Source organism: Psychrobacillus insolitus, assembly GCF_003254155.1.
GTDB lineage: Bacteria > Bacillota > Bacilli > Bacillales_A > Planococcaceae > Psychrobacillus > Psychrobacillus insolitus.
Map to the genome: position 1 here is coordinate 830576 of NZ_QKZI01000001.1, position 15476 is coordinate 846051.

Annotated in this window: 13 protein-coding genes and 1 riboswitch; of the genes, 2 read left to right on the forward strand and 11 right to left on the reverse strand. The window is 34.5% G+C overall.

Annotation, left to right across the window (positions count from 1 at the left end):
• Positions 1-61: 61 nt before the first annotated feature.
• From C7437_RS04090 to prsW, 3 genes are all read right to left on the reverse strand, one after another.
• On the reverse strand, positions 62-1342 hold the full coding sequence (locus C7437_RS04090; protein ID WP_111438348.1) for a PepSY1/2 domain-containing protein: 1281 nt from the start codon (positions 1340-1342) through the stop codon (positions 62-64).
• Between the two features lie 9 nt (positions 1343-1351).
• Positions 1352-2131 (reverse strand): spore cortex-lytic enzyme, encoded by a 780-nt coding sequence (gene sleB, locus C7437_RS04095; RefSeq protein ID WP_425450555.1) that lies wholly within the window; start codon positions 2129-2131, stop codon positions 1352-1354.
• 78 nt (positions 2132-2209) lie between these two features.
• Positions 2210-2902: a glutamic-type intramembrane protease PrsW gene (gene prsW, locus C7437_RS04100; protein WP_111438350.1), complete on the reverse strand. Its 693-nt coding sequence runs from the start codon at positions 2900-2902 to the stop codon at positions 2210-2212.
• Between the two features lie 76 nt (positions 2903-2978).
• On the opposite strand from prsW, the gene C7437_RS04105 reads away from it, so the two are divergent.
• On the forward strand, positions 2979-3950 hold the full coding sequence (locus C7437_RS04105; RefSeq protein ID WP_111438351.1) for an asparaginase: 972 nt from the start codon (positions 2979-2981) through the stop codon (positions 3948-3950).
• A gap of 1252 nt (positions 3951-5202) precedes the next feature.
• On the opposite strand, the gene C7437_RS04115 is transcribed toward C7437_RS04105, so the two are convergent.
• The 5 genes from C7437_RS04115 to C7437_RS04135 form a co-directional block, all read right to left on the reverse strand.
• Positions 5203-6171 carry a YpdA family putative bacillithiol disulfide reductase gene (locus tag C7437_RS04115; protein ID WP_111438353.1) on the reverse strand — a complete coding sequence of 323 codons (969 nt, stop codon included), beginning with the start codon at positions 6169-6171 and terminating at the stop codon, positions 5203-5205.
• A gap of 27 nt (positions 6172-6198) precedes the next feature.
• Positions 6199-6957: a metallophosphoesterase gene (locus C7437_RS04120; RefSeq protein WP_111438354.1), complete on the reverse strand. Its 759-nt coding sequence runs from the start codon at positions 6955-6957 to the stop codon at positions 6199-6201.
• A 180-nt stretch (positions 6958-7137) separates the two neighbouring features.
• Positions 7138-7776, reverse strand: a complete 639-nt coding sequence (locus C7437_RS04125) for a LysM peptidoglycan-binding domain-containing protein (protein ID WP_111438355.1) — start codon at positions 7774-7776, stop codon at positions 7138-7140.
• A 79-nt stretch (positions 7777-7855) separates the two neighbouring features.
• Positions 7856-9271: a RecQ family ATP-dependent DNA helicase gene (locus tag C7437_RS04130; protein WP_111438356.1), complete on the reverse strand. Its 1416-nt coding sequence runs from the start codon at positions 9269-9271 to the stop codon at positions 7856-7858.
• Positions 9264-10298, reverse strand: coding sequence for a YpbB family protein (locus C7437_RS04135; protein WP_146249611.1), 1035 nt, complete (start codon positions 10296-10298; stop codon positions 9264-9266). Before C7437_RS04135 ends, C7437_RS04130 begins: the two co-directional genes overlap by 8 nt.
• Positions 10299-10408: 110 nt before the next feature.
• Here C7437_RS04135 and C7437_RS04140 point away from each other — a divergent pair, with 110 nt between their 5' ends.
• Positions 10409-10657, forward strand: coding sequence for a ferredoxin (locus tag C7437_RS04140; protein ID WP_111438358.1), 249 nt, complete (start codon positions 10409-10411; stop codon positions 10655-10657).
• A gap of 134 nt (positions 10658-10791) precedes the next feature.
• Here the strand turns inward: C7437_RS04140 and ppdK are convergent, their stop codons facing one another.
• The 3 genes from ppdK to C7437_RS04155 form a co-directional block, all read right to left on the reverse strand.
• Positions 10792-13446: a pyruvate, phosphate dikinase gene (gene ppdK, locus C7437_RS04145; protein WP_111438359.1), complete on the reverse strand. Its 2655-nt coding sequence runs from the start codon at positions 13444-13446 to the stop codon at positions 10792-10794.
• Positions 13443-14261: a pyruvate, water dikinase regulatory protein gene (locus tag C7437_RS04150; protein WP_111438990.1), complete on the reverse strand. Its 819-nt coding sequence runs from the start codon at positions 14259-14261 to the stop codon at positions 13443-13445. Before C7437_RS04150 ends, ppdK begins: the two co-directional genes overlap by 4 nt.
• 216 nt (positions 14262-14477) lie before the next feature.
• Positions 14478-15071: an ECF transporter S component gene (locus C7437_RS04155; protein WP_111438360.1), complete on the reverse strand. Its 594-nt coding sequence runs from the start codon at positions 15069-15071 to the stop codon at positions 14478-14480.
• A 151-nt stretch (positions 15072-15222) separates the two neighbouring features.
• Positions 15223-15352, reverse strand: a riboswitch (FMN riboswitch).
• Positions 15353-15476: the final 124 nt, after the last annotated feature.

The window sequence follows — 15476 nt, forward strand, 5'->3', positions numbered from 1 at the left end:
CAATTGTCACAATATAAACATTATGACACTTAAAGCATCACTTTTCTATAAGAGAAATTATTTAAGGTAATTTTTCTGACTGTAATATCTCATGGGTTTCAGTATCAATATAGATTTTATATGTGCCAATAGAATCATTTCTTGTTAGTACCTCAAAAGCTAATCGTTGTTGTAATTGATCATTTTCTACGTAAGCTAATTTTTCTTCTTCTACTACAAAATCGCTAGTAAATAATTCATGATAATCTACCGGCACTACTGCTTGAGTGGGAATATTTTCTTCTTGAATATATTCCATCGCATTTAATCCTAATAGTTCCCCATTATCTTTTGCGATTTTCAACTGTATCCCATCTGCATATACTAATGCATCATTTTCATTATCTACACGTGCATTTGCGATGTGCCAGGCAATATTGTTCTCCCTATAATCGACAATTGTAGTATCTGCATAATTAAATGCTTTCAAATAGCCTTTTGCTTTTTCTTTCATTCTTTCAACACTTATTGTCGTTTCTTCAAAAGGTCTTTCTAATAAATAGGATAATAGATGTCCTCCTCTTTTCGTGAAATCAGCATAGCCAATTCGTATACCTTTATGAAATTCCACATGATAAAAGGGATAAGGTGCATCCTTCGAGCTTTCTGTAATATGCAAAGTTGCATCTTTTAATGCCGGAAAGAATTTGATGAATCTTTCTTTTATTTGATTTTCACTGACTTCAGAATCTCTTATATGCTCTAGGTCCTTCTTTTTCTGCTGATCCGTCTCACTTGCAGTCATTGGAAAGTCGCTTTCTGTATATGCTTTCACTGAATCTCCCAATGTTTTCCAGCTTTTGTCGTTTTTGTCGTTTACTTTTCTATTTACAAAAGTACGCACTAAATAGTCTTTTTTCCCTTGATCTTTTGTATTAAACGCCCACTCATTAGATAAAGTTATTAAATTACTCCGAGCGGTCGTCATACTTTTTTGCCAATCTTCTAATGGTACTTTCCCATTCCTAACTTGCGAAGCCCCATTACCAATTCGATTTAAATAATTCATCCATTGCGTTGAAGTTCCTTCTTCTAATGGCAAAGCAGAAATAGAAGCTCGTATATCGGAAGATAATCTCCAGACATCATCTAACGGTTGTTCTAAAGCTGTTTTATCCGTGAAGATTAAAGTTTGGTCAATAGCTTCACTTAACTTTACTAATTTTTCTGATGAAGAAGTTAATTGGTTAGAATATTGAACAGCTAGGGCATTTTCTAAGCGGGTATTTTTTTCTTGAACGGAAAAATGGTACACAATAAATATGACGGCAACAGCAGTAATTATCCATGCAAATTTTTTCATATTATCTCCTTAAGAACAAAAAATATGTTGTCCGATTTTTTTGATTTGCGGTCTTGACCAAATCCAATCACTCGTTGCTGTATCTGGGTTAAAATAATAGATAGCATTTTCAGTTGGATCCCAACCATTTAATGCGTCAAGTACTGCTTCTTTTGCTCTTTCATTTGGTGTTAACCAAATTTGGCCATCAGCAACTGCTGTAAATGCTCTAGGTTGAAATATTACTTCTCCAACAGTATTAGGAAAATCAGAATGTTCTACTCGGTTCAAGATAACAGCGGCTACTGCAACTTGCCCCTCATAAGGCTCCCCTCTCGCTTCCCCATAAACAGCATTTGCAATCAAATCTAAATCTTTTTCAGTATATTCAGGTGGTAATTGCATATTAGAAGTTGCTGGTTTTTTGTTTTTCACTTGTTTTTCTAATGCTATTCCACCATAATGCGTGAAACTATTTCCTTTATTTATTTGCTCATGAACGAAATCTTTGTGAAATTTAGAAACTTCAACAAGTTTTTTCTTTGTTTTTTCACCTAACATACCGTCAATGGGCAAGCCATACTTTTCTTGGAAATTCCTTAAAGCCCAGTACGTAGAATAACCAAATTTCCCATCAATTTCACTTGTGTAAAAACTAATATACTGTAATCTAGCTTGAAGCTCAATTACATCATCTCCATACCCTCCCCGCTCCAATACTTGTGTTGAGAAAGCTTGCGAAGGTTCTACTTTTGTTAATAATGAATAACTGACTATACATAAAACCAAGCTAATAAGGATGTATTTTATCTGTTTCAAATGACATCTCTCCTTTTTTATAGCTTGAGTAAGATGTTCTAAAATATACAAAAAAAATCTAGCACTAGGCTAGATTTCTTCTTTCATATAATATTCATGATATTCTAATCTTTTTTTACGAGATAAGAGATGTGCTTTTTTCACTTTAGAAAGCCCAAATACCCATAAGAAAAGCATAAATAACACAATGAAAATCAACTTAAAACCAGTCGTAATTAAAATACTATTATAAATTATATGCAACAACATAGGAGCCAATAGAGCATAAAACATTTCAACTCTTGCTTTTTTCATCGGCAAAAATTTGGCCCTACCTAGATAATACCCCATTACGACTCCAAACAATGCATGACTCGAGACAGGAAGTAAAGCACGTAAAAATGCCTCATTCACGCCAAAAGTTAATAGATACAAAATATTTTCAACAGTCGCAAAACCAAGTGAGACACTAGCTCCGAATAGGATTCCATCATAAGGATCATCAAAATCAACATGCTTATAAATGGCTACTATTAATACAAGCCACTTGAAAAACTCTTCCAAAGTACTCGTAACTAAAGCTTGATGAATAAAAATAGACGAAAAGACTTGTTCTTCCTCAAGTACATGTTGGATAAATAAAATAGGGAAAGTTAATATAGCACCATATATAAATGTATGTAACAATAATCTAGAAGGCTCTTCAGAGATATCTTGCCGTAAATAAAAATAACTTAATAAAGCAAGAGCAGGTGCAATTGCAACGGAAAGTAGTATTAACATCACTGTACTCCTTCCAATTAGATATATAAAGTATACAGTATTATTTCAACTATTTGTAAAAAAAGGAGGGATTTATTTGAAGACAATATTACTTATTCATACCGGTGGAACGATATCCATGCAGATACAAGCCGAATCAAGTACGGTTGTTCCAAATGAAAATAATCCATTAGTTAATGAAGGGGAAAAATTAAAAAAATACGCAACGATTATTGAAAAAGAGGCATTCAATTTACCATCTCCTCATATCACTCCCAAAGAAATGTTGAATCTGAAAGAGATAATTATTGACACAATGGAACACCAGAAAATAGATGGTGTTGTCATTACACATGGAACAGATACACTAGAAGAAACGGCATATTTTCTAGACTTAACAATGGATATAACTATACCAATTGTAATTACGGGGGCGATGAGGTCGTCCAACGAAATTGGATCAGATGGACTTTATAATTTACTAAGTGCAGTGAAAGTAGCTGTGTCAGATAATGCAGTAGGTAAAGGAGTTTTAGTAGTTCTTAATGATGAAATTCATACAGCAAAAAGTGTTACTAAGACGCATACTAGTAGTATTAGCACCTTCCAGAGTCCGTCACACGGGCCTATAGGATTTATTTCTAAATCCATTGTTCATTTTAATCATTCACCTAATTACCGAGCTGTATTTCCAATTCAACTTATCCAAAAAAGAGTCGCATTATTTAAAGTATATGCTGGTATGGAACCTGATCTTTTGGCAGCGTCCGTAAGTCTTGGATATGACGGCATCATTCTAGAAGGATTTGGTCAAGGAAATGTTCCACCAAATCTTGTACCTGAAATTGAAAAAATTCTAAAACTAGAAATTCCAATTGTACTTGTGTCGAGATGTTTGAATGGAATAGTTCAAGATGTTTATGGATATGTCGGTGGAGGAAAAGACTTGAAGGAACTTGGTGTTACTTTCGCTCATGGTTTAAATGGTCAGAAAGCAAGACTGGCATTACTAATAGCGCTTAACTCTACTAACCCTACTACTGCAATGAACGAAATATTCAAGATTTAGGAAAACTGCTAAAGCGCCCATTTTCACATGGACGTTGTCGGTTCGCTTTGGACGAAACTTTTTGTATTAGAATAAACGAGAAAAAGATCGGGGGCTACGTGACTATGTCACGTAGCCCCCGACCTTTTCGGTCATCCTATTACGTTTGTTTGTCCGTCGCTCTCCTAAAACATCTAAGAGAAAAGGGCAAATGCTTTTGGAAATAAGAGAAGAGATCCTTTTCTACATAGTAAAATGCGCCTGAAGATGCAATTTCAGGCGCCATCCGCTTTTCTATAAAATAATACTTCCTTATTTTTATAGAAGAATTCCTTATCTACATAAGTTACTAAAAGAAAATAAGATTCTGTTTAGAAGTGATTCAAAAAAATGGAGAAGCATTCATCCAAGTAAGGCGTGACATGAAAGCCGAAATATCATCTTCGGCGTCCTCTTTTGGTAAGCATGCGGCTCCTCTCTTCTTAACCAAAGCTTCTACACGATGACTAAAAGTGGAGGAGCTTTAGAAAGTGACGCTGTCATATTTCACTATCCGTTTATTTAAAGTGGATTTCGTTGATTGGAGCGCAAGGCCGCGACTCCAGCGGGAACAGCACGAGCTGAAAGCCCCGCAGGAACGCAGTGACGAGGAGATTGAAGCCGGGCCCGCGGAAAGCGTCCGCCTGGAGCGGAAATCAACTTTGTTTGGAATTCGTTACTAATTTAAGCTCCTGTTTTTCTTTTAAGTGAAAGTGTAAGCTTCAGTTCTGTCCAGAGCGATCTAGCAAAAATCGTACAAATTGTTTTCGAAGTCGAGAAAATTCTTATACTTTCTTTTAAAAAAATCAATTGTACTGATTTTCTGGACAGTCCCGTTACAAATAAATAAATCAATTTAAGATGACTAAAATTCTTCACCAACGTCATTTGATAAAGAACCGAAAGAAATCGAGGTACTGTGATTAGATTGACACTTCTCATTTCTACACATTTAATATTTTCTATATTTTATTAATCATGATTTTTAAAATATAGCAAAATGGCTATACGACTTATCCGAAAATAAGTGCCAAACGAGGCTTTTCTCCTGTTTTTGCACTTATTTTAAATTATGTCGTATGTGAGTTTTGGGCATTTTTAGGTTTGGGTGTATTTTTTGGTGACCCATGTCGATGAAAACCTTATACTTTCTTCGCCACTCTTTTTCTTTTAAGCTAAAATTTCAGGCTTACATACTTTCAAAGTAATACAGAAAAAATCGTACATAACATGTTCAAGATTCTTGTTTTCTTTTTATTTCTTGAGCTATTTGATTGCCATGAAAACGGCCATTTTCGATAAATATCTCATTTGCATTATTTCCAGCAGCAATTACCCCGGCAATGAAAATACCATCCACATTTGTTTCCATTGTTTCGATATTATGCGATGGTCTTCCTGTCTCAGAATCCATATGTACACCCATATTTATTAAGAATTGACGATCTGGATGGTAGCCAGTCATTGCAAAAACAAAATCATTTTCAACTGAAAATTCTCCATCTGGTCCTTTCAAATATACAAAATCCTCAGTAATCGATAGAACTTCCGTATTGAAGTGCATATCAATTTTTCCATTTCGAACTAGACCTTCGAATTCAGGTAATACCCATGGTTTGATACTAGGGGAATAGCTGCTACCTCTATACACAACTGTGACGTTCGCACTTGCTTTATGTAACTCTAACGCAGCATCAATTGCTGAATTTTTCCCTCCAATCACGACAACATTTTGAGCGAAAAGGGGGTGACCTTCTTTAAAATAATGTTGGACTTTTACTAAATTTTCACCAGGAATACCCATATAATTTGGGTTGTCGTAATAACCAGTAGCAATAATAACGTAACTTGCTTCATAGATTTCTTTTGACGTGTTCACTAGAAAACCAGTTTCTACTTTTTTAATATTAGTTACTCGTTCATATGTATTGACTCGTATTTCTTTTAATTTAACTACTTCTCGGTAGTATACCAGCGCTTGATTTCTTTTAGGCTTTCTTTCTTCTACGATAAAAGGCACGTCTCCTATCCCCAACTTTTCACTTGTACTGAAAAAATTTTGATGTGTAGGGTAGTTATAAATTGCTTCTGTAATATTACCTTTTTCGATGACCAAACTAGATAATCCTATTTCTTTTATAGCTATTGCAGCAGCTAACCCACATGGGCCGCCGCCAACAATAATAACATCTACCTTCTCCAACTGTAAGACTTCCTTTCTGTATCCTTATTAACCATGTAGAGTAATTATATGACATTCAGATTTTGCACCTAAACGGAGAGGAACTCCTGTCGTTCCAAATCCATTACTAACCAATTCTGCACTGTTTACTTTTTCAATAAATTCCCCATTTTCATATAAACCAAATGGACCAAGCCTTATTTGACCACCATGAAGATGCCCAGCTAATAATAAATGAGGAATAGCAATTTTTTTTGCATGCTTAAAAAAAGCTGGAGCATGTGAAACAAAAATAATAATATCATGATCCTTTACTTTTTGGAATGCTTCTTCTATTTTAACCCTACCACTAAAACCATCGTCTATTCCAATAAGTCGTATTATGGAATTTCCTGTTTGAATCCTCGCAGAATCATTTTTAAGTATAGTAACACCCGTTTCTAAAAGAATTGAATCGAACTTCTGTACATCTACTTCACGATCATTGTTGCCATACACAAAAAATACTGTTCCAAGTTTATTTAAAAGCAAAATATTATGCTTAGTTCGTTTAAGTGGCACACCTTTCTCGGTTAAATCACCACCAATTATAACGATGTCTACTTTTCCAATCAGTGCTTTTATTAATGTATCAGGTATCTTTCTTCTATGAATATCAGAAATAAAAAACACACGCAGTTTTTCACCATTTTGCATTTCTTTTATTTGAAGCGAATGATTTTTTATATTTACTTGAAATGCTAAATGCAGCATATAACAAGCAAGACTAAAAAAGAACATAAATAAGCTAGCTATTGTTAATTTCAATAATAATGCCTCCTTATCAAAAATGGCTTGGCGTATTTGCTCAAGCTCATCGAAAAAAAACTGGCTGAATGAAGTTAAAACAGACAAAAGGACAGGGAAATAAATTCCACCTGTCCAGTACCTCAACTTCTATAATGTTATACGAATTTATTTGTAATTGGCAACAAAAGACCTTGTTTATTATGGAAGCGTCAGTGTTTGCCCAACAGATATTTCATTCGATGATAATCCATTTGCTGCTCTTATTTTGTCTACAGCTGCTGGGTCATTATAGTAGTTTATTGCAATTCGATACAAATTTTCTCCAGATTTTACTTTATGCGTTTTCTTTTGAACAACTTCTGGTTTTGGTGCTGGTGCTGGTTTTGGTACTACTTTGGGTTCTACTTTGGGCTCTACTTTGGGTTCTACTTTGGGTACTTCAGCAACTTTTTCTTCCGGTTTCACCACTGCTGGTTCTTTTTCTGTTATTTCTTCTACTTCGCTTTTAGCTGGTTCTTCCTCTGCCACTTTAGGAATTTCTTTTTCTTCATCATTCGAATTTGATATCGGCTTTGTCTCCACTTGAATAATTTCTTGATCAACTTGCTCTGCTTCTTCTACTCCAGGAGAAGAAAAGAATTGAACATATATTAAAATACATACTGGAATCAATATAAAAACAAAAAATAAAGTCGGTGCTAACACATTTTTACGTTTTTTCTTCTGTGGTTTAGTTGACTTTGCTCTTCTACTACTTCTTAGCCCTAAAGAATCTTCTTCTGCTCCAATTGATTGTCGATGTTCGTCAAACTTTTTTTGATACTCATCTTGATTCATATTGTTCAAACTCCAATCATTCCATCATTTCTATTTCTATTATGCCGAATTTTGTTGGAAAAGTAAACTTCTTAAAGAGTTACAACGGAAGCAGTTCATTTAGTCTATCATTCCAATTCAATATATCCTTTTTAAATACAGTCGGTTCGCGTGAATAAAGAATTTCTGTTGGATTTAAAGAACATACTGTACAACAGTTATTGGGTCGAGTAATCAACTCTTCTCCAAAATAATGAAGTAATTGCTTTCTGACACATTGATCATTCTGAAAAAGATCATATAACTTTTGAATCTCGAGCCATTTAGCTTGTTTGATTGAAGAAAATAATTCAATTGTTTCTTTCTCTGATAATTCTTCTTTCCAATACTTTAAAGTTCGAGTAGTTGTTTCAGGAAGTTGAATTATCTTCTCATCATTTTGGAAATAATATTTTATATCGATTTCTTCTGGGAAATCTTTTATTGAAATAAAAAAAGCTTGCTCAACATCTCTTGCACAATAAATTAAGGATGCGATGGATTGTTCACCGTTTCTACCTGCTCTTCCAACTTCTTGCATATAACTAGCGATGGAAGTAGGAATGTGATCATGTATAATCTGCTTTATATTATCCTTATGTATACCCATTCCAAATGCATTCGTTGCACATATCCATTCTAAGTGACCTTGTTGAAACTGTTGTTGCACTAAAATTCGATCTTCTTGGTCCATTTTGGCGTGATAATAAGAAACCTTCACTCCTCTTTTTTTAAGCTCTTCCGCATACATTTCACTTTTCTTTCTAGATTGTGTATACAAGATGCCTGGACCACTAGTTGAAATAATTCTTTGAATAACCCAATCCTTTTTTTCTTGTTGTGTTTCTACTTCTTTCACCTCATATGCAATTACCGGTCTATCGACTGAGTGAATATACGAGAACGGTTTTTGCATACATAAAGTTTTCTCTATATCTTCCACTACTTTTTTTGTTGCAGTAGCTGTGAGAGCCACGACATTTGAATGCGGATTTGATTGTAACCATTTGGAAATCCTTAAATAGTCTGGTCTAAAATCGAATCCCCATTGCGAAATACAATGGGCTTCATCAGCCACAATATAAGCTATATCTATGCTTGCGAGGATTTTATTAAAACGATTATTTTGAAGCATCTCAGGTGAAGTGAAAATAAACTTATATGCCCCTAAGTTTTGGAAAACATTTTCTTTTTGTGCAAAAGTCAAAAAAGAATTGACCGCTACTACACGTTTCTCACCAATCATTTTAAGTTGCTCTACCTGATCCTGCATGAGTGATAAGAGAGGGGATACAATAAGCACAGATCCCGTTAATAAATACGCGGGCAATTGAAAAAGCAAAGATTTACCCATACCAGTTGGTAATACTGCAACTACATCTCTACCAGCTAATATTTGTTCTACTATTTCTTTTTGGCCTTCACGAAAAGATGTGTATCCAAACTTAGATTGAAGTACTTCTGTAAGTTTATCCATTCACTTCTTCTCCTTTCGTTAATGCAAGACGAATCTGAAAGTAACTAAGGTCAGGCACATATTCTCGAATCAATTTTAACTTTTTACTTTTATATTTATCTGCAATTTCAAGAACTTTTTCTATTTGCTCGTTTGAGATAAATGGTTCTACTGGAAAATCTGGATCTGCAGATACGATTTCAATGACATGGTCCTCAATTGTATTCTTTTTTAGAAAACGCATTTCCGCAACCTCTTCGATAGAATACCCTTTAGAGAATAAATTATTTGTTTTAACTGCAGATTCAGTTAACGGTACCTCAACCTCTATTCCATCCAATACATCAAACAGATCTGGGTGTTGTTCTTTTGAAATTGCATCTATTAATATATGTAAACATTCTATGAAAGCAAATTTCAAATCTAATTCAGTCTTTGAATAATAATTAGTTAACTGATCCCAAGTCAACCCGCTTTTTTTATAGCCACTTAATCTATACACAAATAGTTCTTTTTGAAATTTTTCTAAATTAGCACTCTCAAGTAACTGAAACAGTTGTAGTTTAAACGATGTATAAAATTGTAATGACTGAAAATCTCGCTTTTGAAAATATTTTTTTACAAAGTGCTGAATTTCTATATCTTTTTGATTGGGAATGAATTTTTTTTGTTGGAATTTAAATTGCGATAATGTTTGAACGATCAATTCAACCCTTTTCCAAAATATTTGTTCATTTCCTCTATATAACCAACCGTTAAATCCAGGTTTTTCCATGTTTTTTACTTGCTGAAAACCTTTTTCAGTCAAGCTAATATAAGCGTTCTCAATTTGTACATATTCATTTTGTCGTAATATTTTTATCGCTTCATCGTATGATTCTTTTGATAATTTAGGAAATAGTGAAAAAAAAGAATGTAACTGAAAGTAGGTTACATCTTGTATTGTTTGACCTGACTTTTTCCCTTTCAACAAATAATAAGATGCGGTTTGCGACCTTTCTCCATTAAACTTATGTATAATAAATAGTAATATTTGATGAAAATACAATTGAGAGACCTCACAATGAAAAAGTATTTTTGTTGAAATGTCGTCAAAACATCATTAGAATGATTAAGAGAGCTTATTTGATTAAGTAGATATAAAGGAGAGAACATATAATGGCTAAATTTACGATTGTTGATCAAGATACATGTATCGCTTGTGGGGCATGTGGCGCAGCGGCACCAGACATTTACGATTATGACGATGAAGGAATTGCATTTGTTATTCTAGATAATAACACGGGTACTACTGAAGTTCCAGAAGAAATTCTAGAAGATATGGAAGATGCTTTTGAAGGTTGTCCTACTGATTCTATTAAAGTAGCGGAAGAATCTTTTGATGGTGACGCTCTGAAATACGAGTAGAATCACTATTACGCATCTTAAATTGTACATAACTTTTCTGACATTTTTTAAGATGTAGTTTTTTATAGCAGTTAGAAAAAAGGGTTACCTTTCTAAGTCGATATTTCTTGACTTAGAAGGTAACTCTTTTTTATTTATTCAGTTATTCCCTGTTCTTTTCGAATAGTTGCTTGCGCAGCGGCTAAACGTGCTAACGGTACACGGTAAGGTGAACAGCTGACATAGTCTAGACCAGCATTGTAACAGAACTCGATTGAACTCTTTTCTCCACCATGCTCGCCACAAATACCTGTTTTAAGCTGTGGTTTTGTTTGGCGACCAAGTTTTACACCAGTTTCAATTAACTTTCCAACACCTTCTTGATCCAATACGGCGAAAGGGTTTTCAGTAAGTACTTTTTTATCAATATAAGATTGTAAAAACTTTCCTTCTGCATCATCACGACTATATCCAAAAGTCGTCTGCGTTAAATCGTTTGTTCCGAATGAGAAGAAATCTGCTTCTTGTGCAATTTTATCAGCAGTTAAGGCTGCACGCGGAATTTCAATCATTGTTCCAATTAAATATTCAAATGTTAATCCCGTTTCATTTTGAACTTGAACACCTGCGTCGATAACAAGTTGACGCATTACCTTTAACTCGTTCACATGACCGACAAGTGGAATCATAATTTCAGAAGTTGTTTGAATACCCTTTTTCGCTAAGTCAGCTATCGCATAAAATATAGCTTTCGCCTGCATTTCATAGATTTCTGGGAACATAATTCCTAAACGGCATCCACGAAGCCCTAGCATTGGATTGATTTCTTCCAACTGACGTACTTTCTTTAAAATCTTTTCTTTATCTTTTAATTCTTGTGAATCAGAATTGCTTATTTGAAGCTTTGTTACATCAATAAGTAGCTCTTCTTTATTAGGTAAAAACTCATGCAAAGGAGGATCTAATAACCGAATAGTAACTGGCTTTCCTTGCATAGCTTCAAAAATCCCTTCAAAATCTTTTTGTTGAATTGGTAATAAACGATCTAAAGCATTTTTACGTTCATCAAATGTTTCAGATAAAATCATTTCTTGAACGATTGGAAGTCTAGCAGGATCCATAAACATATGTTCTGTACGACATAAACCTACTCCGTCTGCACCAAATTCAAATGCTTTTTTGGCATCTTCTGGTGTATCAGCATTTGTACGGACTCCAAGTGCTCTTTCCTCATCAGCCCAGTTTAATAACAATTGAAACTCATCTGAAAGTTCAGGATCTATCATCGGAATTTCACCAAGCATTATTTCTCCAGTAGCACCATCCACCGTAATAATGTCGCCATGTTTGACAATCGTATCTCCTACACTAAATTGCATAGCAACCAAATCAATTTTTAACGCTTCACATCCACAAATACACGGTTTACCCATTCCTCTTGCCACAACAGCTGCATGACTAGTCATTCCACCACGGCTTGTGACTATCGCTTGTGCACCTACCATTCCATGGATATCATCAGGTGTCGTTTCTGTTCGAACAAGAATTACTTTTTTCCCCTCACTGCCTAAAAGCTCTGCTTCATCTGCATCAAACACGACTTGCCCTGTTGCTGCTCCAGGTGATGCAGGTAGTCCTTTTGCCACTTGTTTTCTCGCAAATTTCTCATCAATTCTACGGTGAAGTAATTGATCAAGTTGATCTGGATCCACGCGAAGTAGCGCTTCTTTTTTGTCGATAATTCCTTCTTTTACCATTTCAACAGCTACTCGAATAGCTGCTTGTGCCGTTCTTTTACCATTACGAGTTTGCAGAATATAAAGCTTGCCACGTTCAACCGTAAATTCAATATCCTGCATGTCTTGATAATGTTGTTCCAGTTGCTGACAGATTTTCGTGAACTCTTTGTAAACATCTGGCATTTCGTTTTGTAGCGATTGAATTGGTTGAGGAGTTCTAATCCCCGCAACCACATCTTCTCCTTGTGCATTTATTAAATATTCTCCGTAAAGTAAATGTTCACCAGTAGATGGGTTACGCGTGAATGCAACTCCAGTACCTGAGTCATCTCCCATATTACCAAATACCATACTTTGTATATTAACAGCAGTTCCGAGATGATCTGGTATTTTATTGATTCGGCGATAAACAATGGCACGCTGATTATTCCAAGACTCAAAAACTGATTGAATAGAAAGAAACAATTGTTGTTTTGGATCTTGAGGGAAATCATTTTTTGTTCGTTTTTTTACGATTTCTTTGTAGCCTATAATTACTTCCTGCCAATCTCTAGCAGATAGTTCGGGATCCGTTAAATACCCCTTATTCTCTCTATATTCTTCTAATAATTGTTCAAAGTAAAATACATCAACATCTAAAACCACATTGGAGAACATTTGGATAAATCGACGATAAGAATCGTATGCAAAACGTGCATTATTTGTTAAAGAAGCCATTCCTGCTACAGTTTCGTCATTCATACCTAAGTTCAATACAGTATCCATCATTCCAGGCATTGAAAATACAGCCCCTGAACGCACAGAAACTAAAAGTGGATTACTAGCATCTCCGAGACGCTTTCCAGTCTCTTCTTCAAGCTTTACCAAAGCACTAGAAATTTGGTCCCGTATTTTATCGGAAATTACTTTATTATCATCATAATATGTATTACACGCTTCCGTCGAAATAGTAAAACCAAAAGGTACTGGCAGCCCGATTTTTTTCATCTCAGCTAAGTTTGCGCCTTTACCTCCAAGTAAATTTTTCATGCTACTATTTCCTTCATCAAACAAATAAACGAATTTTTTCATAATGAACTCCTCTCTTTTTTTAATACTTCTAATATTTGATCCGCAGTTTCTTCTATTGCTTTATCAGAAACATTAATAATTGGACAACCGATTCGTTTCATAATTTTCTCTGCGTAAGAAAGCTCATTGAGAATTCTCTCAAAACTTGCGTAATTTGCATCAGAGGTTAACCCCAAACTTTTTAATCGTTCTTGCCGTATTTTATTTAATTTTTCTGGAGAAATAATTAGACCAACACAATTATTTCTTGGTATTTTATATACTTCCTCAGGTAATGGGACTTCAGGCACTAATGGAACATTCGCTACCTTAAATCCTTTATGAGCTAAATACATGGAAAGGGGAGTCTTTGATGTTCTTGAAATACCAACTAATACAATGTCAGCACGTAAGATTCCATTTGGATCACGACCATCATCATACTTTACAGCAAATTCAACAGCTTCTATTTTTCGGAAATATTCTTTATCTAATTGTCTCATCAGTTTTGGTTGATGATTTGGTTCCTTATTAAATGTTTTCATAAATGCATCCATGAGAGGATTTAGTAAATCTACCGCAACAATTCCTTCTTCCTTTGCGCGTCTGTCCAGGTATTCCTTTAGTAACGGCACTACGATCGTATACGCAATAATAGTTGGATGCTTTGCTGCTAACTGCAACACTTCCTCAATATCATTAAAGTCTTCTACATAAGATTGGTGCTCAATCGTTAAAATATCCCCATTAAATTGAGTTGCAACCGCTTTCACTACAAGTGCAGCTGTTTCTCCTACAGAATCAGAGACGACATAAACAGTTTCTCTTTTCTCAATAATTAAAATCACATCCAATCTTATCGTGCATTTGGTAATATTTTCATACACTTTAATGTGTCATACTATTAATATATAGTACAACACATTTAATTTCAATACGTAAATTAATATTTACGAAAGCGCTTTCTAAATTGTGAACAAAATTATTTTATAAAAAAACAAGCCAAGAAAAAAGTTCATTTTTCTCGGCTTGGTATATTGTATAGAAACGATTTAGTTTAATTTTGGAATTCTAAAAGTAGCAGTTACTTTATCAAGGAACGGTTTCATTCGTTTGAATAAAACGATCATTACGACAGTAACTAAAACTCCTTTTATTACATTAAATGGTAATATACCATAAATAATTGTATTTACTAATGCAGTTCCCGTCTCCATTGGGAAATTTAAGAAGTATGCGTACATTGGTAAAAATACATAATAGTTTAATATACTCATTCCAATTGCCATTGAAATTGTACCTACTCCTAAACCAAATGCCATCCCTTTAGATGACGAAACTTTTTTATAAATAATATATACTGGAGTCATGAATAAAATACTGGTAACAAAATTTGCCATATGCCCGACAGGAACACCAGTTGGACTTCCTGCGAAGAACCAATCTAATACATTTTTTAGGAAAGCAACAAGAATACCTGCAACTGGTCCCATTGTGATTGCAGCAATAAGTGCTGGTATATCACTAAAATCCACTTTCAAATAAGCTGGTAATACTGGTAACGGAAAAGCTAGTAACATTAATATAAATGACAAACTACTTAACATTGCGATAGCAATAAGCACACGCGTTTTACGATTTAACATATTCCTCTCTCCTTTTGCGATTCACTCCACAAGAAGAAAAGTTCAGAACGTTTTGTAACTCAAATATCCCTTAAGCGATTATTAGCTTAAAGGAGAAAAAGGTACACTAAATAGGCGTATCGTTCCATGAGTATACGAAAAACGACTGTACCTTCACCTTCTCCCATCCAGACTTTACTGTCGGCTTTGGAATTTAACCAAATCAACCTTTACGGCTCGCGGGCTTAAGAATAAATTCTACTACCGCCGGTCGGGAATTACACCCTGCCCCGAAGATGAATCAATATTTTGTTAATCCTAGTAAGTTAACTAGGATTTATATTATACTAACAAAAAAGAAATAGAATTGCAATACTTCTGTATTAAAAATTAGAGAAGTAAAATTGCACTAGTATTCTCTTGGAC

Excerpts from the sequence above, each read along its gene's own strand:
- C7437_RS04090 (WP_111438348.1), bottom strand. The coding sequence starts at position 1,342 with ATGAAAAAATTTGCATGGATAATTACTGCTGTTGCCGTCATATTTATT.
- prsW (WP_111438350.1), bottom strand. The coding sequence starts at position 2,902 with ATGTTAATACTACTTTCCGTTGCAATTGCACCTGCTCTTGCTTTATTA.
- C7437_RS04125 (WP_111438355.1), bottom strand. The coding sequence starts at position 7,776 with ATGAATCAAGATGAGTATCAAAAAAAGTTTGACGAACATCGACAATCA.
- C7437_RS04130 (WP_111438356.1), bottom strand. The coding sequence starts at position 9,271 with ATGGATAAACTTACAGAAGTACTTCAATCTAAGTTTGGATACACATCT.
- C7437_RS04140 (WP_111438358.1), top strand. The coding sequence starts at position 10,409 with ATGGCTAAATTTACGATTGTTGATCAAGATACATGTATCGCTTGTGGG.
- ppdK (WP_111438359.1), bottom strand. The coding sequence starts at position 13,446 with ATGAAAAAATTCGTTTATTTGTTTGATGAAGGAAATAGTAGCATGAAA.
- C7437_RS04155 (WP_111438360.1), bottom strand. The coding sequence starts at position 15,071 with ATGTTAAATCGTAAAACGCGTGTGCTTATTGCTATCGCAATGTTAAGT.